The organism is Vibrio kanaloae (assembly GCF_024347535.1).
GTDB classification, from domain to species: domain Bacteria; phylum Pseudomonadota; class Gammaproteobacteria; order Enterobacterales; family Vibrionaceae; genus Vibrio; species Vibrio kanaloae.
In genome coordinates, this window is the sequence record NZ_AP025497.1 from 2,492,876 (window position 1) to 2,516,302 (window position 23,427).

Consider the following 23,427-nt stretch of genomic DNA (forward strand, 5'->3'; position numbering starts at 1 on the left):
ACTGGTTGCGATTGACGATTCTGATAAAAATTATAAAGCACGGTATTTATCTCGCAGCCTTTGTCTTACCCATTCCGCAATCGAGTTCACGGCGAAGGTAAATACGAATAGAAGTAACGCAGCTAGGAACAACAATCTAAAGTGAGGACTACCAACCTCTGATTCAGGAAGCTCAACAGCAATTGTCGCAGATAGCGTTCGCATCCCCTCAAGAATATTCCAATCCATGATAGGTGTATTACCGGTCGCCATCAGCACGATCATGGTCTCACCAACAGCTCTACCCAACCCCATCATGATTGCAGAGAAAATACCAGGACTCGCAGTAAGCAGCACAACATAAATAAGGGTTTGCCAAGGTGTTGCGCCTAGCGCCAAAGAACCATCCGACAAGTGCTTAGGCACCGAGAAAATAGCGTCTTCTGCGATAGTAAAAATGGTTGGGATAACAGCGAAGCCCATCGCGAATCCAATCACAAGAGCGTTACGTTGGTCAAAATCGATCCCATGGTGGTTTAAAAAGAGCTTGATATCACCAGCAAACAACAACGATTCAATTTTCCCACCCAAGTTAAGCACGATCACAGTGGTCATAATCAACACAGGAACCAGTATCAGTGCATGCCAGCCATTAGGAAAACGGCTCACCCAGTCGTGTGGTAAGCAGTACCAAATTAAACCAACAACCAACGTGCTAAGAGGTAACACCAACAACAGTGAGACAATAGCAGTTAAATGCGTTTCCACGATAGGAGCAAACCACAAACCCGCTACAAACCCGATAATGACCGTCGGTAGCGCTTCCATTAATTCAATCGAAGGTTTTACCACTCGACGCATCTTTGGAGTCATAAAGTAAGCGGTGTAGATAGCGCCAAGTACCGCAATGGGCACCGCGAACATCATCGCAAACAGTGCGGCCTTAAGTGTGCCAAAAGTCAGAGGAACTAAGCTGAATTTCCCTTCAAAATCATCATTTGCCGAAGTGGATTGCCACACGTATTGAGGCTCTGGGTAGCTCTCGTACCAAACCTTTTGCCATAACGATGAAAAAGATATCTCTGGGTATGGGTTATCGACTAAAGCAAGACTAATAACACCATCACTCAGTGTCGCGAGGTGAATTTCATTTGCAGACATGGCCGCGAGTTGTGGCGACTTCTTATAAGCTTTCTCAAACAGAGATAACTTTTCACTTGTCGTATAGTGGCTTTGAATCGTGCCATTCTGATAGAAACTGTAAAAGCCTTTGCGATAAGTATCAGGTAATAAGAACTGTACCTCTGAAGGTAACTTAAAGTCTCGAATATGAGTCAAGCTACGTTTCTCATTGCTTAATACATCAAACCATTGAGAGACTCGCCCATCAAAATGACTCACGAGCAGAGAGTAAGCACCGGACAACAAGTCAATACTCTTAACGGAATGCAGCTCATCACCTAAACTTAAGTCGATCACTTCCCTAACCGAGAACTCGTTCGCTTCAGTGGTTAGAATCGTAAGATCAGAGGCGTTGCGAAGATATAGAGTGTGCCCGTTAGGCGTCATTAAAAGCTGGTCTTGCTGACCAAACTCTTTAGATAACCATTGGGAGTTAACCTCTGAATACTCACCAGTCAATGACGCTTGGTACCATTTTATTAGAATGCGGTTATTGGATAACTGAGCCACCAGCGTCAAAAGACTATTGTCGGTCGCAAATGTTAGCTTTTCAACGCTCAAGCCACTACTCAAAGCGATGTCATCTAAAAATTCAAACGGTTTACCTTTGAGTTGAAGGTAGTTGATACGAGGGCTATCGGCTTGACCTTTTCTTACGGCAAGAGGCTTTAAGAACTTAGGCTGAAACAACTGCACTTGGCCTTGGCGGTTAGCAAAGGCGAACCAATTGTCTGAGGGCGCGCTTCGAGCAAACGCAACCGAGTCTTCAATAATTGACGCTGAGAAGTATGGAGTCGATTGAGTATTATCAAGAGTCCAATAATCTACCGAACCATCGCGATCGATCACTAAAGCATGTTGACCGTATTCATCGATCGTCATTGCAATCGGATCTTGTACTATCACAGGTTGGACTTTTTGATCTGTCTCTAAACTTGAGTCAGCAAAGATAGGAAGAATAACCATCGCTAGGTAAATAAAGATAAGAACCAGTGCCGCCAATACGCTCACACCACCTAACGTCACTGCAAAACGCATAAGACGGTCTTTCAACCATCTTTTTTTATCTCGTTTTTTCAATGAAATTTCGGCTGCGGTCATCTGTCTATCTACCTTTTTTGAGCTAATATCATAATATTTCGTTTACATGACAATTATATTACAACTCACATTAAACAACTGAAAATAATAGTAAGTTTTGCTGAAACTGTAGAGTGAAATAATACCGTAACAAAAACAGCATACTCTGCTCATTTTTACAATTTGAGTAATCTCACACTCTTTAAGATGTCTAGGATGGATTATGAACGCTGAAAAGCTCTATATAGAAAAAGAACTCAGTTGGCTCTCCTTTAACGAGAGAGTTTTACAAGAATCAGCGGACAAAACGGTGCCTCTTATCGAAAGAGTGCGATTTCTTGGGATCTTTTCTAATAATCTAGACGAGTTTTACAAAGTTCGATTCTCTGACGTTAAACGTCGTATTTTGATCAACCAAGAACGTGGGATCCACGATAACTCAAAGCATTTGCTTACTAAGATGCAAACCAAAGCGTTTAAGCTGAACCAACGTTTTGATGAACTCTACAATGAGCTTATTCTAGAGATGGCAAGGCGACGGATTTTCTTGGTCAACGAGACGCAATTGAATGATCCTCAAAAGAAATGGATAAGAAAATACTTTAAGAAAGAAGTACTTCCACACATCACTCCCCTTTTGATGACCGAAGAGATTAATGTGCTTCAATTCTTAAAAGATGAATATGCCTACCTGACCGTCGAACTTCAAAAAGAGCAGCAATCCAAATACGCCGTCATAGAGATACCGACCGATCACCTTCCGCGCTTTGTCATGGTTCCAGAGCAGAAAGGAAAGCGCCGCAAGACGATCATCTTACTTGATAACATCATCCGATACTGCATTGATGACCTATTTAAAGGCTTTTTTGAATACGACCAACTCAACTGTCACGCGATGAAAATGACACGTGATGCCGAATACGATCTTAGTCATGAAGTCGAACATAGTTTGCTAGAACAGATGTCGGAAGGTGTCGCTCAAAGGCTCAGTGCAATGCCTGTGCGTTTTGTTTACGAACACACAATGCCGAAAAATATGCTGGATTTCTTGTGTGGTAAATTAGGGATCTCTAACTACGACAACCTGATTCCTGGTGGTCGTTACCATAATTTTAAAGATTTCATTGGTTTCCCGAATGTAGGTCGTGAATACTTAGAAAACAAGCCGTTACCCCCTATGTCATGCGCCGACTTTGATGGGTTTGATAACAGTTTTGATGCCATCAAGAATCAAGATATCTTGTTAAACTATCCATACCATACCTTTGATCACATAGCAGAGTTGGTTCGTCAGGCTTCATTTGATCCAAAAGTCATCGGCATCAAGATCAATATCTATCGTGTAGCGAAAAACTCTCAGTTAATGAACTCGTTGATTGATGCGGTTCACAATGGGAAAAACGTAACTGTGGTGGTTGAACTTCAAGCTCGATTCGATGAGGAAGCCAATATCGAATGGTCAAAAATTCTAACCGACGCTGGCGTTCACGTAATCTTTGGTGCTACAGGTTTGAAGATCCACTCTAAGTTACTTCTTATAAGCCGCCGAGAAGGTGAAGAAATCACTTATTACGCGCATATCGGTACGGGTAACTTCCACGAAAAGACAGCAAGAATTTACACAGACTTCTCGCTGCTCACCGCCGATCAAGAGCTAACTAACGAGGTGCGTAATGTCTTTGGGTATATAGAGAACCCTTACCGCCCTGTAAGATTTGACCACTTAATTGTGTCGCCACGTAATTCACGTAAAAATCTTTACCGTCTTATCGATACAGAAACTGCTAATGCCAAGTCCGGCAAGAAAGCAGAAATAACATTGAAGGTGAACAACTTAGTCGACAAAGGGCTGATCAACAAACTTTATGGTGCAAGCAATGCCGGAGTCAAAATTCGTATGATCATACGAGGTATGTGCTCACTTGTTCCGGGAGTAGAAGGCATCAGCGAAAACATTGAAATCATCAGTATCATCGACCGATTCCTAGAGCACCCACGCGTTTTGATTACACATAACGATGGCGACCCTAAGGTGTTCATCTCATCGGCGGATTGGATGACACGAAACATCGACCACCGCATTGAAGTCGCAGCGCCAATCCGTGATGAACGTTTGAAACAACGCATCATCGACATTGTAAATATTCATTTTACCGATACAGTTAAAGCAAGGTGGATAGACAAAGAGATGAGCAACGCTTACGTCCCTCGTGGTAACCGTAAAAAACGCCGCTCACAAGTCGCCATCTATGATTACCTCAAGCAGGTAGAGAAACAGACTCGAAAAGCTAGGGAACAACAATCTCACGATGAGCCAAGCTAAAAACATCAAGGCCAATACGCCTGAAGACTCTAAAAATACCACCCCACTTGAGGCCGTGGCATCAACAACCAAACATGTCGCTGCCATCGATTTAGGCTCAAATAGCTTCCACATGGTTGTAGCGAAAGTTATTGGACAAGAGTTACAACTAGTCAGCCGACATAAGCAAAGAGTCCGGCTTGGTTCTGGCCTCGATGACCAATCAAACCTAAGCAATGCAACCATCGAACGTGGTTTAGAGTGTCTTGCTATGTTTGCCGAGCGTCTACAAGGCTTTGAAATCGAGAATGTGCGCATTGCGGCTACTCACACGCTTCGCCAAGCAAACAACGCCCATATATTTATCCAACGTGCGCGAGAGGTACTCCCATTTCCTATCGAGGTGATTCCCGGGGAAGAAGAGGCACGACTAATCTATTTAGGCGTAGCCCACACACAACCAGAGTCAGACTCCAAGTTAGTCATTGATATTGGCGGCGGCAGTACTGAGTTGATTATCGGTCAAGGGTTTGAAGCGAAGCTCGTCAACAGCAAACAGATGGGCTGCGTGAGCTTCACTCAACGATACTTTTCGAATGGAAAACTCTCTCGTAAGAACTTCTCCAAGGCTATTATTGCAGCCCAACAACGCCTAGAACCTCTTGCCGCTAAATATAAAAAGAAAGGCTGGGATGCGGCTCTTGGCTCTTCAGGCACCATCAAAGCAATCAAAGAAGCCTTAGTTGGAATGGGCTATGAAGATGCCATTATCACTGAAAAACGATTAGGCCATTTAATTGATGTGTTGTGTGAAAACGACAGTATTGAAGAGATAAAACTCAAAGGATTGGCTGAAGAGCGCCAACCCGTCTTTGCTGGCGGAGTAGCTATTCTCACTGCGATATTCATGGCTCTTTCAGTCAAAGAGATGCACTTTTCAGACGGTGCGCTTCGTGAAGGCTTGCTGTATGAGATGGAAGATCGTTTTCAGCGTTCGGACATTCGCATGCGAACCACTGAGAACCTCGCGACCAAACACTCCGTTGATTTCGACCACGCGACTCGCGTAAAAGAGCAAGCCAGCGAGTTCTTACATCAGCTCTGCGATGAACTGTGCATTAAGAAAAAAAGTCAGCTTTTTGAACTCCTCGAATGGAGTGCTCTATTACACGAGGTCGGACTGAGTATCAGCTTCTCAGGCTTCCATAAGCACTCTGCGTATCTTCTTGAGCATACCAATATGCCAGGCTTTAACAGCGAGCAACAAATGGTCATGTCGATATTAGCTCGCTTCCAGCGCAAAGCCCTTAAGCTTCAAGACATGCCTGAACTGAATTTGTTTAAGGGTAAGCACTTGATCAGCTTAATTCGCATATTACGTCTATCCATCATTCTCAATGGTCAACGTAACGACTCTCCACGCCTAAAAACACGCATTGAGGTCATCGAGAAAGATCATTGGAAGATATGTGGTGCCGATGGTGATTGGCTTGAGGAAAATAAACTATTGGCGGCGGACTTACTCGCAGAACAGGAACTTTGGAGTAATGCTGAATGGCAACTAAGCTTTGATGAAAACCAAAATGCCTAATTGCCAATAAGGGTATTAAAGCCCTACTTTTGCGAGTTCTTGTTTGGCGTATTCGTGAGGAATAGAAACGTAGCCGTCTTTTTCCACCAACTCTTGACCTTGTTTAGAAAAGATAAAGGTTAAGAACTCTTGCTCGACCGGAGAAAGCGGCTTGTTTGGGTGTTTATTCACATAAACATACAAGAAGCGCGAAAGCGGATAAGCGCCACTTAGGATGTTTTCTCTTGTTGCGTGTACATATTGATCACCCGTCTTAACCACAGGAATCTGTCTCACCCCCGCAACACGATAGCCAATGCCTGTGTATCCAATGCCGCTGATCGACAAAGCAACAGATTGAACAACAGAAGCTGAACCCGGCTGCTCATTGACTCGATTCTTGAAATCACCACCGCACAAAGCATTCTGCTTAAAGTAACCATAAGTACCAGACACCGAGTTTCGCCCAAACAGTTGGAAGCGATGCTTTGCCCAAGGTTGTTTAATACCTAACTCTCGCCAATTTTCGATATTCCTAACACCACCGCAGCGTAAAGTCTCCGAGAAAATGCCATCTATCTGACGGAAGTTGAGCCCTTTGATCGGGTTATCTTTGTGTACGAACACGCCAATAGCATCGATAGCGACTCTGAGCGCGGTAGGCTTATAGCCATGCTCTCTTTCAAACGCTTCAATTTCTCGTAAGCGCATCGGACGACTCATTGGTCCAAGGTGAGCTGTACCCTCTGTTAAAGCTGGAGGGGCCGTCGCCGAGCCAGAAGCTTGGACCTGAGCATTCACGTTCGGGTAGTAAGATTTGAACTCTTCAACCCACAACGTTGTCATTCCCGCTAAGGTATCTGAACCTACCGACAGCAAACTCCCCGAAATACCTGGCACCTTGGAATAATCGGGAAGAGGTTTGACGCTCTGTTCCGCATAAACAGTGTGAACCAAAGCAAATGCTAACAACAAACTAACTGAGAAACGCACCCTGCGTATTAAACAACTCATGACACGGTTAATCTATTTGGCAACGTGAAATGGAAGCGACTACCAACCCCCACTTCACTTTGAATTTCTAAATGGGAATCATGATGACTCAGCGCATGCTTAACGATAGCGAGCCCTAAACCACTGCCGCCAGTATCACGTGAGCGCGCCTTATCGACCCGATAAAAGCGTTCTGTCAGTCTATGTAAGTGCTGAGGTTCAATACCATCTCCAGTGTCTGACACATCCAAACACGCGCCTTGGCTTGTTTGATACCAACGAACCCTAACCGTAGCACCTGGTGGTGTGTATTTCACCGCGTTATAAACCAGATTCGATATCGCACTTCTCAACTGGTCTTCATCGGCTAATACTCGTAAACTCGTATCGATATCAAACTCAAGTTTGTGCCCACAGTCACCACTTAAGCTCGCGGCTTCTTTTTCAAGAACTTCGAGCATCGCCGGTACATTGACTACTTCGTCTAGCTCGTGCATTGGCGCCGCTTCTATTTTTGAAAGAGTCAGTAGTTGGTTCACCAAACTGTTCATGCGATTCAATTGCTCAGTCATCACACCATGCGCCTTGGTCCACATCGGGCCGACGATCATGTCTGGATCTTCCGTCATTTCAAGATAGCCTTGAAGTACGGTCATTGGAGTGCGCAATTCGTGAGAAACGTTAGCAAAGAAGTTACGACGCATGCCTTCTAGCTGTTTTAGTTGAGTCACATCACGCACTACCATCAGGTGTTCACCCTCGGTATAAGGCACAATACGTAACTCAAGCATACGCTCCACGTTCAGAGGTGAAGGCATCTCTAATGGCTCAGAGAAATCTTGCTTGTTCAGATATTTAATAAAGTCTGGCGTACGAATCAGATTCGAGATCGGTTGCCCAGAATCGTCCGGCCAACGAAAGCCCAACAAATATTGAGCGAGCTTGTTACACCAAACAATATTCCCTTCACCGCGAAACACCACAACGGCATCGGGTAAAGATTCAGCACCGTTTCTAAAACGGCGGATCAGGTTGGTCAACTCTTTTCTTTTACGACGCTGTCTCTGTTGCATACGGTAAATACCGTTAAACAGAGATTCCCAGTTTCCTGAGCCTGAAGGTGGTGTTAGACGCTTCTCATCCCACAACCATGCAGACAAACGCATTTGATTGTGTAGATGCCAGCCGAGCTGCAATACCGTAGCAGCCAGCAGTAACCAAGGTAAATAACCGAATATCCATCCGACAAAAACCCATGGTGCGTAAAAAAAAACCAGCTCCCAAACCATCTTTTTCCAGGTTAACTTTTCAACCATTCAGGACTCCGTAGACTGCAGCGAAGCAACATTAAGCTTTTGTAGAAAAACGGTAACCCGCGCCGCGAACCGTTTGAATTAGCTTATCGTGACCTGCCGATTCAAGCGCTTTACGTAGGCGTCGAATATGCACATCAACGGTGCGGTCTTCAACGTAAACATTCGTACCCCAAACGTTGTTAAGTAGCTGCTCTCGGCTGTATACACGCTCTTGGTGCGTCATAAAGAAGTGCAACATTTTAAATTCTGTCGGTCCCATATCTACGGGACCTTCGCTTGCTGTAACGCGATGCGAGACTGGGTCTAGTTTAAGACCTTGTACATCAATCACATCTTCCAATGCGGTAGGTGTTACACGGCGAATAACCGCTTTCAGGCGAGCGACTAACTCTTTTGGTGAAAATGGTTTGGTAATGTAATCGTCAGCGCCAACTTCTAAGCCACGAACTTTATCTTCTTCTTCACCACGAGCTGTCAGCATCACCACAGGGATGTTGCGAGTTAACTCTTCACGCTTCATATGCTTGATAAAGTTTATCCCGCTACCACCAGGTAGCATCCAATCTAGTAACACTAGATCTGGGAAAGGTTCACATAGCTTGTTTACCGCTGTATCGTAATCTTCAGCCTCTACTGCTTGGTAGCCTTTTTGTTCAAGCACGAAACACAACATCTCACGAATTGGTGCTTCATCTTCAACGACCAGAATCCTTCTCGACATAATTGAATAGCCTTTATAAGTAATCAACGCATTGCATTATCTGAGTTAATTATGACACTTTTGTGACCTTTGAAAACAAATTTTCATATAACTGTCTCAAACATTTCACTTTGTAAGTTTTGATACAGAGCTAAGGACAAATCGAATTAGATCTCATATCATGAGGCACTTCTAAAAAGGTATGAGAAATATTTATGTGGTTTAAAAATTGCCTAGTCTATCGCTTCAACCGTGATATTGATTTCAACGCAGATCAGCTAGAGAAACAACTTGAAGAATTCCGCTTTACTCCTTGTGGTAGCCAAGACAAACAGAAATTTGGTTGGGTACACGCAATGGGCAAACATGGCGATATGATGACGCACGTCTCAGAAAACCGCATTCTAATCTGTGCAAAGAAAGAAGAGAAAATGCTACCTGCTTCTGTGATCAAAGAGTCACTGAACGCAAAAGTAGAAACACTTGAGGCAGAATCGGGAACACCTCTTAAAAAGAAAGAGAAAGACAGCCTAAAAGAAGACATCATCATTGATCTGCTTCCTCGTGCATTCAGCCGCAGTAATTTTACATACGCGCTGATCATGCCAAAAGAAGGTTTCATTGTGGTTGATGCAAGCAGCTACAAAAAAGCAGAAGACGTACTAGCATTACTACGTAAAACAATGGGTAGCTTGCCAGTAGTGCCTGCTATTCCAGAGCAAGCGATTGAAACGACTCTGACAGAGTGGGTGAAATCTGGTGATACGCCTCAAGGTATCACTATGCTCGATGAAGCAGAGCTTAAATCAATCCAAGAAGACGGCGGTATCGTTCGAGTTAAGAAACAAGAACTAGAAGCTGATGAGATTAAAAACCACATCGAAGCCAATAAAGTGGTAACTAAGCTTCTGATCAACTGGCAAGATCGCATTGAGTTCATTCTTGCTGAAGATGGCAGCATCAAGCGCCTGAAATTCAGTGACGAACTAAAAGATGAGAACGACGATATTCCTCGCGAAGATCAAGCAGCGCGCTTTGATGCAGACTTCTCACTGCTATGTGGTGAATTCAGTGTTTTCCTACCAAACCTATTTGAATCATTAGGCGGGTTAACTCAACCTAACGCTTAACTGATGTAATTTGAAGCCCAGGTGTCAACAGCACCTGAGCTTAATTCCCAGCTACCTTGCAGCATTTCCTCCAGCTCCGCGCTCTTCTTAATACCATTGTTATCTTTAGGGCTATCAACCCAACTCATTTTAGCGTAAAATTTGCGCCCCTTTGATATCACTTGGTGGTATCAACCTGACTTGAGATCAGACTAGAGAACGAAGCAATGACGACACAAAAACCATTTGTACCGGAACTATTATCACCGGCAGGAAGCCTCAAAAACATGCGTTACGCATTCGCTTACGGCGCAGATGCTGTATACGCAGGCCAGCCACGTTACAGCCTTCGCGTTCGTAACAACGAGTTCAATCACGAAAACCTACAAATCGGTATCGATGAAGCTCATGCTCAAGGCAAAAAGTTATATGTTGTATGTAACATTCAGCCGCACAACTCTAAGTTAAAAACATTCATTCGCGACCTTAAACCAGTTGTAGATATGGGCCCTGACGCGCTTATCATGTCAGATCCTGGTCTTATCATGATGGTTCGTGAAGCATTCCCTGAAATGCCAATCCATCTTTCTGTTCAAGCAAACGCAGTAAACTGGGCGACCGTTAAGTTCTGGTCAACTCAAGGCGTTGAGCGTGTAATCCTATCTCGTGAGCTATCGCTTGAAGAGATCGAAGAGATTCGCGAACACTGCCCAGAAACAGAACTAGAGATCTTTGTTCACGGTGCACTTTGCATGGCTTACTCAGGCCGTTGTCTACTTTCTGGTTACATGAACAAACGCGATCCAAACCAAGGTACTTGCACTAACGCTTGTCGTTGGGAATATAAAACTGAAGCAGCGAAAGAAGACGAAAACGGTCAGATCGTTGAAGCAAACCCTACTGGTGTTGCTATTCAAGAAGTAGAAACGCAAGACATTGAAGTTCAAGATGAGCGTCCAGACAACACACTAGGTCTTGGTAAACCAACAGACGAAGTGGTTCTGCTTTCTGAATCACACAAGCCAGAAGAAAAAATGGCAGCGTTTGAAGATGAGCATGGTACTTACATCATGAACTCAAAAGACCTTCGTGCAATCCAACACGTTGAGCGACTAACGAAGATGGGTGTTCACTCTCTTAAAATCGAAGGTCGTACTAAGTCTTTCTACTACTGTGCACGTACAGCACAGGTTTACCGTAAAGCTATCGACGATGCTGTAGCAGGCAAACCATTTGATGAAAGCCTAATGGGTACGCTAGAGAGCCTAGCTCACCGTGGCTACACTGAGGGATTCCTACGCCGTCATACACACGACACATACCAAAACTACGAGTACGGTTACTCTATCTCTGATACTCAACAGTTTGTTGGTGAGTTCACGGGCAAGCGCCGTGGTGACCTAGCTGAAGTAGAAGTGAAGAACAAGTTCCTATTAGGCGATAGCTTAGAGATGATGACACCGAAAGGTAACGTTGTCTTCAAATTAGAAGTCATGGAAAATCGTAAATCTGAAGCTGTAGACGATGCGAAAGGCAACGGTCACTTTGTATTTATTCCTGTACCAACAGATTTAGACCTACAGTACGGTTTGTTAATGCGCAACTTGAACAAAGGCCAAGATACGCGTAACGCATCAGGTAAATAACGTTTATTTTGGAAAGATAGATGGCTCTACTAATAACTGACAAGTGCATCAACTGCGATATGTGTGACCCAGAATGCCCAAATGGTGCAATCACTATGGGCGACAGAATCTTTGAGATCGATCCTGATTTATGTACTGAGTGTAAAGGTCACTATGAAAAGCCAACATGTCAATCAGTGTGCCCCATTACCAAATGCATTATCACTGACCCAAATCATATTGAAACTGATGACGAGTTACTTGAAAAGTTTGTCATCATTCAAGGCTTAACCTGACAGATAAAAGGTTCAACTGAATCATTGAGTTGAACCTTTTCTTACCCAGCACTTTTCAGAGATACTTTCCCCCTCTTTCTCATACTGATACTCAAGCTATTCTCGTCAATTTTCATCTGAGATAGAGACATCAAATAAAATACTCTCGACTCATATACGTAACAAGTTCTATTCTGTATTTATAAACTCTAAATAATCGAGTGACATTTCCCCTACATCTTAGACGAAAATACGAGTGGGTCATTAACGCTTAGATGATCGACCAAACTCAGATTACTGATTTGATATTAAAGCCAAACACTGACTAGGCATCACTTTAACTTTCTTTTTTTTCTTCTTTTTCACTACTTTTTGGTGTGGCTCTGGCACAGTTTTCGGAGCCCAGCTTGCTAATTCATACCCACAACCATCACCTTTAGGAGGGCTTGCTTGAGCTATACAGTTTGAACTGCCTTCCGGGCACTTTAAACGAACATGGAAGTGAGAATGATGCCCCCACCAAGGTCTTATTTTACCTAACCAAGATCTATCATTAACATCAGAGCTATCTTGATCACAAAGGGCCTGTTTAATGACAGGGTGAACAAAGATACGCACCACTTTTTTATCTTTCGCTGCATAGCGAATAACTTGAAAGTGATCATCGGTCCAATTAGATTTACGCAGTTTGTAGTTAGTAAGATCCACAACACTCACAGGTTTAGGGACAGTAAGTTCATTCTCAGTAAGCCTCTTACTGGTTAACCTCAACCATATATCAATATCCAACCCAGTCTGGTGACTTGAATGACCAGATGAGAAGCGGCCCCCTCGAGGTAGTGAAATATCGCCAACTAACAAGTTGGTGTTGAGTTGCTCGCTTGTAATTATACCTAGCCTTTCAATAAACTGAATGGCTTCAGTATGGCCATAGTAGCGCTCTCGCTGAGGGCGAATAATTTGATAACCCTCCCCGTTAATCGGCAGGGCCTGTGCGCCATCGAGGCAACCATTGGCATAACTTCCTATTGATGAGGTTGAGTTTCTTGTCGGGCTTTTTTCTTTTTCCCACGGAGTTGCCGATACGGCAAGCGAATAAAAAATAAGAGCCGATGTATAAAGTAACCTCATAACTATTCCAAATGAATGAATTCTACTTTTCATACTAGTCGTCATCAGAAAACATATACGTATTGAATGTAATTTTTGGCGAAAAAAAGGCATTTTATAATGAGAAAATGGAAGGAAACGAGTTTTGAAACAATGGAAAGAAAAAAGGCTCCAGTCTTTCGACTAGAGCCTTAAATATGGCAGGGGTGGAGAAATTCGAACTCCCAACACGCGCTGTTTTGGTAAGTCGGGGAATCCGCGACTCTGATAATGACATGTTCAACACCAAAAAGTAAAAAGGCTCCAGTCTTTCGACTAGAGCCTTAAATATGGCAGGGGTGGAGAGATTCGAACTCCCAACACGCGCTGTTTTGGTAAGTCGGGGAATCCGCGGCTCTGCTAATAACATGTTCAACACCAAAAAGTAAAAAGGCTCCAGCATTTCTGCTAGAGCTTTAAATATGGCAGGAGTGGAGAGATTCGAACTCCCAACACGCGCTGTTTTGGTAAGTCGGGGAATCTGCGGCTCTGCTAATGACATGTTTCAACACCAAAAAGTAAAAAGGCTCCAGTCTTTCGACTAGAGCCTTAAATATGGCAGGGGTGGAGAGATTCGAACTCCCAACACGCGGATTTGGAATCCGCTGCTCTGCCAATTGGAGCTACACCCCTATTTCAGTTTTAAAGAGCTGAAACTCTGAATAAGTGGCGGAGTGGACGGGACTCGAACCCGCGACCCCCGGCGTGACAGGCCGGTATTCTAACCAACTGAACTACCACTCCGCAGTGGTCAACTCACCAAGTGAGCGTCCATATCTCCAGGTCGGTCAACCTAAAGATTTAATTTAAAGCCTGGCGATGTCCTACTCTCACATGGGGAAGCCCCACACTACCATCGGCGCTATTGTGTTTCACTACTGAGTTCGGCATGGAATCAGGTGGGTCCACAATGCTATGGTCGCCAAGCAAATTCTGTTTAATTGACGCCTCTGCGACAATTAATAATTCGGAAAGCTGTTTCTCTATTCAATAGAGCAATAAAAGTCTCTTCAAACGCATTCAAGGTCTGTCTCTTTGAGTCCACAAAACCCCTTGGGTGTTGTATGGTTAAGCCTCACGGGCAATTAGTACAGGTTAGCTCAATGCCTCGCAGCACTTACACACCCTGCCTATCAACGTCGTAGTCTACGACAACCCTTTAGGACACTTATAGTGCCAGGGAAAACTCATCTCAAGGCTCGCTTCGCGCTTAGATGCTTTCAGCGCTTATCGATTCCGAACGTAGCTACCGGGCAATGCCATTGGCATGACAACCCGAACACCAGAGGTTCGTCCACTCCGGTCCTCTCGTACTAGGAGCAGCCCCTTTCAATTTTCCAACGCCCACGGCAGATAGGGACCGAACTGTCTCACGACGTTCTAAACCCAGCTCGCGTACCACTTTAAATGGCGAACAGCCATACCCTTGGGACCGACTTCAGCCCCAGGATGTGATGAGCCGACATCGAGGTGCCAAACACCGCCGTCGATATGAACTCTTGGGCGGTATCAGCCTGTTATCCCCGGAGTACCTTTTATCCGTTGAGCGATGGCCCTTCCATTCAGAACCACCGGATCACTATGACCTGCTTTCGCACCTGCTCGAATTGTCATTCTCGCAGTCAAGCGGGCTTATGCCATTGCACTAACCACACGATGTCCAACCGTGTTTAGCCCACCTTCGTGCTCCTCCGTTACTCTTTGGGAGGAGACCGCCCCAGTCAAACTACCCACCAGGCACTGTCCGTAATCCCGATTCAGGGACCAACGTTAGAACATCAAAACTACAAGGGTGGTATTTCAAGGACGACTCCATCACATCTAGCGACGCAATTTCATAGTCTCCCACCTATCCTACACATGTAGGTTCAATGTTCAGTGCCAAGCTGTAGTAAAGGTTCACGGGGTCTTTCCGTCTAGCCGCGGGTACACTGCATCTTCACAGCGATTTCAATTTCACTGAGTCTCGGGTGGAGACAGCGTGGCCATCATTACGCCATTCGTGCAGGTCGGAACTTACCCGACAAGGAATTTCGCTACCTTAGGACCGTTATAGTTACGGCCGCCGTTTACCGGGGCTTCGATCAAGAGCTTCGACCGAAGTCTAACCCCATCAATTAACCTTCCGGCACCGGGCAGGCGTCACACCGTATACGTCATCTTACGATTTTGCACAGTGCTGTGTTTTTAATAAACAGTTGCAGCCACCTGGTATCTGCGACTCTCGTCTGCTCCATCCGCAAGGGACTTCACTGATAAGAGCGTACCTTCTCCCGAAGTTACGGTACCATTTTGCCTAGTTCCTTCACCCGAGTTCTCTCAAGCGCCTTGGTATTCTCTACCCGACCACCTGTGTCGGTTTGGGGTACGATTCCTTACAATCTGAAGCTTAGAGGCTTTTCCTGGAAGCATGGCATCAATGACTTCACACCCGTAGGTGCTCGACATCGTATCTCAGCGTTAAGAAAGTCCGGATTTACCTAAACTTTCCGCCTACATACTTGAACCTGGACAACCGTCGCCAGGCCCACCTAGCCTTCTCCGTCCCCCCATCGCAATTGTAAGAAGTACGGGAATATTAACCCGTTTCCCATCGACTACGCCTTTCGGCCTCGCCTTAGGAGTCGACTTACCCTGCCCCGATTAACGTTGGACAGGAACCCTTGGTCTTCCGGCGAGGGAGTTTTTCACTCCCTTTATCGTTACTCATGTCAGCATTCGCACTTCTGATACCTCCAGCAGCCCTTACAGACCACCTTCAACGGCTTACAGAACGCTCCCCTACCCCACATACCCTAAGGTACGTAGCCGCAGCTTCGGTGTATAGCTTAGCCCCGTTACATCTTCCGCGCAGGCCGACTCGACCAGTGAGCTATTACGCTTTCTTTAAATGATGGCTGCTTCTAAGCCAACATCCTGGCTGTCTGAGCCTTCCCACATCGTTTCCCACTTAGCTATACTTTGGGACCTTAGCTGGCGGTCTGGGTTGTTTCCCTCTCCACGACGGACGTTAGCACCCGCCGTGTGTCTCCCGGATAGTACTTACTGGTATTCGGAGTTTGCAAAGGGTTGGTAAGTCGGGATGACCCCCTAGCCTTAACAGTGCTCTACCCCCAGTAGTATTCGTCCGAGGCGCTACCTAAATAGCTTTCGGGGAGAACCAGCTATCTCCAGGTTTGATTGGCCTTTCACCCCTAGCCACAAGTCATCCGCTAATTTTTCAACATTAGTCGGTTCGGTCCTCCAGTTGATGTTACTCAACCTTCAACCTGCCCATGGCTAGATCACCTGGTTTCGGGTCTAATCCTAGCAACTGTACGCCCAGTTAAGACTCGGTTTCCCTACGGCTCCCCTAAACGGTTAACCTTGCTACTAAAATTAAGTCGCTGACCCATTATACAAAAGGTACGCAGTCACACCACGAAGGTGCTCCTACTGCTTGTACGTACACGGTTTCAGGTTCTATTTCACTCCCCTCACAGGGGTTCTTTTCGCCTTTCCCTCACGGTACTGGTTCACTATCGGTCAGTCAGTAGTATTTAGCCTTGGAGGATGGTCCCCCCATATTCAGACAGGATATCACGTGTCCCGCCTTACTCGATTTCACTGATGATGATGTGTCGGTTACGGGGCTATCACCCTTTACTGCGCCACTTTCCAGAGGCTTCACCTGCATCATTAAAAGCTTAAGGGCTAATCCAATTTCGCTCGCCGCTACTTTCGGAATCTCGGTTGATTTCTCTTCCTCGGGGTACTTAGATGTTTCAGTTCCCCCGGTTTGCCTCCTGCTGCTATGTATTCACAACAGGATACGTGCTTATGCACGTGGGTTTCCCCATTCAGAAATCCCAGACTCAAAAGGTTATTACTACCTAATCTGGGCTTATCGCAAGTTATTACGTCTTTCATCGCCTCTGACTGCCAAGGCATCCACCGTGTACGCTTAGTCACTTAACCATACAACCCGAAAGGGTTTGTATTTGCTTTCACTTTAAAAAGTGAAGACAAATAAGCGTATGGCAACTAACCAAGGTTTTTGGTTGTCATCAAGAAGGGTTAATTCTCAATGACTGTTTGCCGGACTCAATTGTGATTCAAACTAAGTTTGAATCGAATACAAGACACTTGAATGTGTTTGTTGTGTTTATCTAATGAAAGATAAACATTGAGAACTTTTAAATTTGATTGAATTACTCGTAAGTAATCAATCAGTCAGCTTTCCAAATTGTTAAAGAGCTTGATTCAATAAATTAAACCATTTTTAAAGACTCTCTTAAGAGAATACTTAAAGATGGTGGAGCTATGCGGGATCGAACCGCAGACCTCCTGCGTGCAAGGCAGGCGCTCTCCCAGCTGAGCTATAGCCCCATCTAGGTCGATATTGGTGGGTCTGAGTGGACTTGAACCACCGACCTCCCGCTTATCAGGCGAGCGCTCTAACCAGCTGAGCTACAGACCCAATATCGTCTCTTAACTTTTCTAAACCTAATCAATCTGTGTGGACACTCATCGTCAATATCTTCGTATAAGGAGGTGATCCAGCCCCAGGTTCCCCTAGGGCTACCTTGTTACGACTTCACCCCAGTCATGAACCACAAAGTGGTAAGCGTCCTCCCGAAGGTTAGACTACCTACTTCTTTTGCAGCCCACTCCCATGGTGTGACGGGCGGTGTGTACAAGGCCCGGGAACGTATTCACCGTGACATTCTGATTCACGATTACTAGCGATTCCGACTTCATGGAGTCGAGTTGCAGACTCCAATCCGGACTACGACGCACTTTTTGGGATTCGCTTACCATCGCTGGCTCGCTGCCCTCTGTATGCGCCATTGTAGCACGTGTGTAGCCCTACTCGTAAGGGCCATGATGACTTGACGTCGTCCCCACCTTCCTCCGGTTTATCACCGGCAGTCTCCCTGGAGTTCCCGACATGACTCGCTGGCAAACAAGGATAAGGGTTGCGCTCGTTGCGGGACTTAACCCAACATTTCACAACACGAGCTGACGACAGCCATGCAGCACCTGTCTCAGAGCTCCCGAAGGCACTCCTGCGTCTCCGCTGGATTCTCTGGATGTCAAGAGTAGGTAAGGTTCTTCGCGTTGCATCGAATTAAACCACATGCTCCACCGCTTGTGCGGGCCCCCGTCAATTCATTTGAGTTTTAATCTTGCGACCGTACTCCCCAGGCGGTCTACTTAACGCGTTAGCTCCGAAAGCCACGGCTCAAGGCCACAACCTCCAAGTAGACATCGTTTACGGCGTGGACTACCAGGGTATCTAATCCTGTTTGCTCCCCACGCTTTCGCATCTGAGTGTCAGTATCTGTCCAGGGGGCCGCCTTCGCCACTGGTATTCCTTCAGATCTCTACGCATTTCACCGCTACACCTGAAATTCTACCCCCCTCTACAGTACTCTAGTTCACCAGTTTCAAATGCAGTTCCGAGGTTGAGCCCCGGGCTTTCACATCTGACTTAATGAACCACCTGCATGCGCTTTACGCCCAGTAATTCCGATTAACGCTCGCACCCTCCGTATTACCGCGGCTGCTGGCACGGAGTTAGCCGGTGCTTCTTCTGTTGCTAACGTCAAGAGATGTTGCTATTAACAACACCCCCTTCCTCACAACTGAAAGTACTTTACAACCCGAAGGCCTTCTTCATACACGCGGCATGGCTGCATCAGGCTTGCGCCCATTGTGCAATATTCCCCACTGCTGCCTCCCGTAGGAGTCTGGACCGTGTCTCAGTTCCAGTGTGGCTGATCATCCTCTCAGACCAGCTAGGGATCGTCGCCTTGGTGAGCCATTACCTCACCAACTAGCTAATCCCACCTAGGCATATCTTGACGCGAGAGGCCCGAAGGTCCCCCTCTTTGGCCCGTAGGCATCATGCGGTATTAGCCATCGTTTCCAATGGTTATCCCCCACATCAAGGCAATTTCCTAGGCATTACTCACCCGTCCGCCGCTCGACGCCCATTAACGCACCCGAAGGATTGTTAGTGTCGTTTCCGCTCGACTTGCATGTGTTAGGCCTGCCGCCAGCGTTCAATCTGAGCCATGATCAAACTCTTCAATTTAAGATTTTGTGACTCAACGAATACTGACTTCAAAACTAATATTCATTCGAAAATGAACATGTAATTCTAAAGCTATTACCATTCCAACAGAATGGTAATGAATTGACTGTGCCAAATAACCCCTCTCTATAAAGAAAGTAATTATTCGTATTGGTCACTCAGTTCATTGAAATCATTGTGTTACCGAAGTAACTGCTATTACGCTCTTTCGAAAAAGAACCAATAACGTTTTGATATTCATCAACGAGTGCCCACACAGATTGATAGGTTTAAATTGTTAAAGAGCTTTACTTATTGAGCGTTCCTTTAAGTAAGGAGCCTCTCTAAGTGGACGGTCATTCTAGCGAATTGGATTTCAGTGTCAAACACTTTTTTCAGCTAGTTTTTCAAAGCACCTTAAATGCTTATTACCATCTTGTTAGTCAATTAAAACCGCTTGGTTTCCCTTGGTAACGGGGGCGCATTATAGGGATAATAATCCTTTGCACAAGGCCAAAAACGAAAAAAAACCGCCACAGGTGACCGTTCGAACATTATTCAAGCAAATCATCCAAAATAGGTACGATTACGGCATCGTTTCGACAATCGTACCTATTGTTAGTGGTTAAATTATTGGTGCACGATAATTCTATCGTTGTTTACTAATAGCTGTACTTTCTTATCTGGGTTTATTTTGCCAGCAAGTATCGCTTTCGCTAACGGGTTCTCAACACTTTGTTGGATTGCTCGTTTCAAAGGCCTTGCACCATAAACAGGATCGAAGCCAGTTTGAGCAATAAACTTCAACGCTTTGTCTGAAACTTCAAGTTCATATCCACTGCCTTCCATACGCTTACTTAAATGTTCAAGCTGAATAGAGGCAATTGATTGAATGTGTTCTTGAGCTAATGGATGGAATACAACACTTTCATCAACACGGTTTAAAAACTCAGGTCGGAAATGTTTCCCTACTACTTCCATCACTTCATTTTTGATTCCTTGGTAATCCAGTGTATTGAAATTCTCCTGAATACGAGCAGAACCTAGATTAGATGTCATGATGACTACCGTGTTCCTAAAGTCCACAGTACGACCTTGACCATCGGTTAAGCGCCCATCATCAAGAACCTGTAATAGAATGTTGAAAACATCTGGGTGAGCTTTCTCTACTTCATCCAACAAAATTACCGAGTACGGCTTACGACGTACTGCTTCTGTTAGATACCCACCCTCTTCATACCCAACATAACCCGGAGGCGCACCGACTAAACGAGCAACTGAGTGCTTCTCCATGAACTCAGACATATCGATACGTACCATGGCATCTTCACTATCAAACATGAAGTTCGCTAATGTTTTACACAGTTCTGTTTTACCTACCCCTGTAGGACCGAGAAATAAGAAAGAACCAATGGGCTTGTTCGGATCAGACAAACCCGCACGGCTACGACGAATGGCGTTCGACACCACTTCGACAGCTTCGGCTTGACCTATAACTCGCTTATGCAAAGCACTTTCCATTTTAAGAAGCTTGTCTTTCTCAGCTTCTAGCATTTTGGATACCGGGATACCCGTTTGCTTCGATAGCACTACTGCGATTTCTGCATCAGTGACCTTATTACGAAGCAATGTCATTTCTTGCATTTCAGCTTGAGTCGCTAGATCCAGTTGTTTCTCTAATTCAGGAATACGACCATATTGAAGCTCTGACATACGATTAAGGTCACCAGCTCGCCTTGCAAAGTCCATATCCATACGAGCTTGTTCTAGCTCTGACTTAATATGTTGCGTACCCGATAGGGCCGCTTTATCCGCATTCCATACTTCTTCAAGCTCTGCGAAGTCTCGCTCTTTATCGGTCAACTCAGCTTGTAATGTACGGAGCCGCTTTTCACTAGCTTCATCGTTTTCGTTGGTTAAAGCTTGTTGTTCGATCTTCAGTTGAATGATTTTCCGCTCTAATTTATCCAATGACTCAGGTTTTGAATCGATCTGCATGCGAATACTCGAAGCCGCTTCATCAATCAAATCAATAGCTTTATCTGGTAACTGACGATCCGAGACGTACCTATGAGATAGAGTCGCCGCAGCAACAATAGCAGGATCAGTAATCTCTACATGGTGATGAAGCTCATAACGCTCTTTTAAGCCTCTTAGGATAGCTACGGTATCCTCGACCGTTGGTTCATCAACTAGTATTTTTTGGAATCGACGCTCTAGTGCCGGGTCTTTCTCAATATACTTGCGATATTCATCAAGCGTTGTTGCGCCGACACAATGCAGTTCACCACGAGCTAATGCTGGTTTTAGCATATTACCGGCATCCATAGAGCCTTCGCCTTTACCCGCCCCCACCATAGTATGAATTTCGTCAATGAAGAGAATGATATTTCCCTCTTCTTTGGATAACTCATTAAGAACCGATTTCAAGCGCTCTTCGAACTCACCACGATATTTAGCGCCGGCAACCAAAGATCCCATATCTAATGAAAGTACCCGTCGACCTCTTAACCCTTCAGGCACCTCATTATTGATAATACGCTGCGCTAAACCTTCTACGATCGCGGTTTTACCCACACCAGGCTCACCGATAATAACTGGATTATTTTTAGTACGACGTTGCAGAACTTGAATAGTACGGCGAATCTCATCATCTCGACCGATCACAGGATCCAGTTTGCCTTGCTCTGCTCTTTCAGTCAGATCAATGGTGAACTTCTCTAGTGCTTGGCGTCTATCTTCCGCATTTGGGTCATCAACTTTTTGACCGCCTCGAACTTGCTCGATAGCTTGAGATAACTTTTGTTCAGTAAGACCTAGCTCTTTAAGTAAGTTACCTAAAGGGCCTTTGTCTTCAATGGCTGCAAGTAAGAAAACTTCCGAAGAGATGTAGCTGTCTTGACGCTTTTGCGCGACCTTGTCACATAGGTTGAATAGCGTTCCCATTGAATTTGAGAGCTGAACATCCCCGCCGATACCACTTACTTTCGGCACACGATCTAACATTTCGCTCAATTTCGAACGTAACTGAACAACATCAACATTCAACATAGTTAAAAGTGGACGAATCGCACTACTATCTTGATTTAGCAATGACACCATTAGGTGTACGGGTTCTATATATTGATGATCACGACCTAATGCGAGTGACTGAGCATCAGATATCGCAATTTGAAATTTACTAGTGAATCGATCGAGACGCATATCAACCTTCTTACTCTTAGAGATATTGATCTTATGACTAAAAGATGGATACGAGAGCGTGGGTTTTCAAGGGGTAAGAATGAAGAATAGAGCTTATATGAAAATATAAATGAGCAGGATGGCCATTTGCGGTCGCTAGAGGTTACTCTAACCAAATAAAAGTAGCCTGACGCCCAGTAACACCATCTCGACGATAAGAATAGAAAGTATCTGAATCAGCGTATGTACACAGATTCGAACCTGTCACTGAAGTCACGCCAGCTTTATGCAATCGTTGAGTCGCGAGTTGAGACATGTTTGCTAACCACTTGCCAGGTTCAGATTTGGCTTTAAATGCTAATTTCGCTTGAGGATCAAAACTAACAAAAGCGTCCAATACATCATAACCTACCTCAAACACATCCTCACCAATAGCAGGACCAAGCCAAGCGATAACCTGGTTAGCTTCATCAATATTTGAGAACTTTGCGACTGCATTTTCAAGAATACCACCAGCAAGACCACGCCAACCTGCATGAACCGCCGCAACTTGTGTACCGTTAGTATTAGTGAGGATAACCGGTAAACAATCTGCCGTCATCGCAGAGCATACGACACCTTTTGCAGTGGTAAATGCACCATCAGCATCAATAATATCTGTCGTCGGTTCTAAAACCGTAACGACATCTGTTGAGTGAGTTTGATTTAACCATATCGGTGAAGCAGGCATGTTCGCTTGTTGCTTGAGCCATGCTCTATTATTTTCAACAAATGAAGCATCATCCCCAACATGTGTACCTAAGTTTAAACCTTGGTACGCATCGCTAGAAAAACCACCAACACGCGTCGAAGCAAACGCTTTGACGTTTTGGGGGGCATTCCAATTAGGGATGATCATCGACATGA

At 45.0% G+C, this 23,427-nt stretch carries 12 protein-coding genes, 4 tRNA genes and 3 rRNA genes; 5 read left to right on the forward strand and 14 right to left on the reverse strand.

Going from position 1 to position 23,427, the window contains the following annotated elements:
- Positions 1-30: 30 nt before the first annotated feature.
- The gene (locus OCV24_RS11320; protein ID WP_150879201.1) at positions 31-2,262 is read right to left on the reverse strand and encodes an ABC transporter permease subunit; all 2,232 of its coding nucleotides are present in this window, start codon (positions 2,260-2,262) and stop codon (positions 31-33) included.
- A gap of 202 nt (positions 2,263-2,464) precedes the next feature.
- On the opposite strand from OCV24_RS11320, the gene ppk1 reads away from it, so the two are divergent.
- Positions 2,465-4,564, forward strand: a complete 2,100-nt coding sequence (gene ppk1, locus OCV24_RS11325) for a polyphosphate kinase 1 (protein WP_150879202.1) — start codon at positions 2,465-2,467, stop codon at positions 4,562-4,564.
- Between the two features lie 112 nt (positions 4,565-4,676).
- Complete coding sequence (locus OCV24_RS11330) at positions 4,677-6,134, forward strand: Ppx/GppA phosphatase family protein (protein WP_244291742.1); 1,458 nt, start codon at positions 4,677-4,679, stop codon at positions 6,132-6,134.
- A gap of 15 nt (positions 6,135-6,149) precedes the next feature.
- On the opposite strand, the gene OCV24_RS11335 is transcribed toward OCV24_RS11330, so the two are convergent.
- From OCV24_RS11335 to phoB, 3 genes are read right to left on the reverse strand one after another with little or no spacing between them, the layout of a single operon-like run.
- A complete protein-coding gene (locus OCV24_RS11335; RefSeq protein ID WP_146449472.1) occupies positions 6,150-7,127 on the reverse strand; it encodes a PstS family phosphate ABC transporter substrate-binding protein in 978 nt (325 codons plus the stop codon).
- Positions 7,124-8,422 carry a phosphate regulon sensor histidine kinase PhoR gene (gene phoR, locus OCV24_RS11340; RefSeq protein WP_137007470.1) on the reverse strand — a complete coding sequence of 433 codons (1,299 nt, stop codon included), beginning with the start codon at positions 8,420-8,422 and terminating at the stop codon, positions 7,124-7,126. The genes OCV24_RS11335 and phoR overlap by 4 nt, the downstream gene beginning before the upstream one ends.
- Before the next feature lie 31 nt (positions 8,423-8,453).
- Positions 8,454-9,143, reverse strand: coding sequence for a phosphate regulon transcriptional regulator PhoB (gene phoB, locus OCV24_RS11345; protein ID WP_004735064.1), 690 nt, complete (start codon positions 9,141-9,143; stop codon positions 8,454-8,456).
- A gap of 194 nt (positions 9,144-9,337) precedes the next feature.
- Between phoB and rdgC the strand changes: the two genes are divergently transcribed.
- The 3 genes from rdgC to OCV24_RS11360 all read left to right on the forward strand — a co-directional run bounded on the left by rdgC (position 9,338) and on the right by OCV24_RS11360 (position 12,152).
- Positions 9,338-10,252 carry a recombination-associated protein RdgC gene (gene rdgC, locus OCV24_RS11350; RefSeq protein ID WP_086716151.1) on the forward strand — a complete coding sequence of 305 codons (915 nt, stop codon included), beginning with the start codon at positions 9,338-9,340 and terminating at the stop codon, positions 10,250-10,252.
- 206 nt (positions 10,253-10,458) lie between these two features.
- Complete coding sequence (gene trhP, locus OCV24_RS11355; RefSeq protein ID WP_017056161.1) at positions 10,459-11,877, forward strand: prephenate-dependent tRNA uridine(34) hydroxylase TrhP; 1,419 nt, start codon at positions 10,459-10,461, stop codon at positions 11,875-11,877.
- 20 nt (positions 11,878-11,897) lie between these two features.
- Positions 11,898-12,152: a YfhL family 4Fe-4S dicluster ferredoxin gene (locus OCV24_RS11360; protein ID WP_017056160.1), complete on the forward strand. Its 255-nt coding sequence runs from the start codon at positions 11,898-11,900 to the stop codon at positions 12,150-12,152.
- 273 nt (positions 12,153-12,425) lie between these two features.
- Here OCV24_RS11360 and mepA read toward each other — a convergent pair whose 3' ends face one another.
- From mepA to pgeF, 10 genes are all read right to left on the reverse strand, one after another.
- On the reverse strand, positions 12,426-13,262 hold the full coding sequence (gene mepA / locus OCV24_RS11365; RefSeq protein ID WP_150879204.1) for a penicillin-insensitive murein endopeptidase: 837 nt from the start codon (positions 13,260-13,262) through the stop codon (positions 12,426-12,428).
- 574 nt (positions 13,263-13,836) lie between these two features.
- Positions 13,837-13,913, reverse strand: a tRNA-Trp gene (locus OCV24_RS11370).
- 34 nt (positions 13,914-13,947) lie between these two features.
- Positions 13,948-14,024, reverse strand: a tRNA-Asp gene (locus OCV24_RS11375).
- Positions 14,025-14,091: 67 nt separating this feature from the next.
- Positions 14,092-14,207 (reverse strand): 5S ribosomal RNA (rrf, locus tag OCV24_RS11380).
- 137 nt (positions 14,208-14,344) lie between these two features.
- Positions 14,345-17,237 (reverse strand): 23S ribosomal RNA (locus OCV24_RS11385).
- Between the two features lie 335 nt (positions 17,238-17,572).
- A tRNA-Ala gene (locus OCV24_RS11390) sits at positions 17,573-17,648 on the reverse strand.
- Between the two features lie 14 nt (positions 17,649-17,662).
- A tRNA-Ile gene (locus OCV24_RS11395) sits at positions 17,663-17,739 on the reverse strand.
- A gap of 67 nt (positions 17,740-17,806) precedes the next feature.
- Positions 17,807-19,359: ribosomal RNA gene (locus tag OCV24_RS11400) — 16S ribosomal RNA — on the reverse strand.
- The 16S, 23S and 5S rRNA genes sit together here with 4 tRNA genes alongside, the layout of an rRNA operon.
- Before the next feature lie 609 nt (positions 19,360-19,968).
- Positions 19,969-22,542, reverse strand: a complete 2,574-nt coding sequence (gene clpB, locus OCV24_RS11405; protein ID WP_017056158.1) for an ATP-dependent chaperone ClpB — start codon at positions 22,540-22,542, stop codon at positions 19,969-19,971.
- Positions 22,543-22,684: 142 nt separating this feature from the next.
- Positions 22,685-23,425: a peptidoglycan editing factor PgeF gene (pgeF, locus tag OCV24_RS11410; protein ID WP_017056157.1), complete on the reverse strand. Its 741-nt coding sequence runs from the start codon at positions 23,423-23,425 to the stop codon at positions 22,685-22,687.
- Between the last annotated feature and the right edge of the window lie 2 nt (positions 23,426-23,427).

Coding starts and splice junctions, on each gene's coding strand:
- OCV24_RS11320 (WP_150879201.1), bottom strand. CDS start 2,262: ATGACCGCAGCCGAAATTTCATTGAAAAAACGAGATAAAAAAAGATGG.
- ppk1 (WP_150879202.1), top strand. CDS start 2,465: ATGAACGCTGAAAAGCTCTATATAGAAAAAGAACTCAGTTGGCTCTCC.
- OCV24_RS11330 (WP_244291742.1), top strand. CDS start 4,677: ATGGTTGTAGCGAAAGTTATTGGACAAGAGTTACAACTAGTCAGCCGA.
- OCV24_RS11335 (WP_146449472.1), bottom strand. CDS start 7,127: ATGAGTTGTTTAATACGCAGGGTGCGTTTCTCAGTTAGTTTGTTGTTA.
- phoR (WP_137007470.1), bottom strand. CDS start 8,422: ATGGTTGAAAAGTTAACCTGGAAAAAGATGGTTTGGGAGCTGGTTTTT.
- phoB (WP_004735064.1), bottom strand. CDS start 9,143: ATGTCGAGAAGGATTCTGGTCGTTGAAGATGAAGCACCAATTCGTGAG.
- rdgC (WP_086716151.1), top strand. CDS start 9,338: ATGTGGTTTAAAAATTGCCTAGTCTATCGCTTCAACCGTGATATTGAT.
- trhP (WP_017056161.1), top strand. CDS start 10,459: ATGACGACACAAAAACCATTTGTACCGGAACTATTATCACCGGCAGGA.
- OCV24_RS11360 (WP_017056160.1), top strand. CDS start 11,898: ATGGCTCTACTAATAACTGACAAGTGCATCAACTGCGATATGTGTGAC.
- mepA (WP_150879204.1), bottom strand. CDS start 13,262: ATGAGGTTACTTTATACATCGGCTCTTATTTTTTATTCGCTTGCCGTA.
- clpB (WP_017056158.1), bottom strand. CDS start 22,542: ATGCGTCTCGATCGATTCACTAGTAAATTTCAAATTGCGATATCTGAT.
- pgeF (WP_017056157.1), bottom strand. CDS start 23,425: ATGTCGATGATCATCCCTAATTGGAATGCCCCCCAAAACGTCAAAGCG.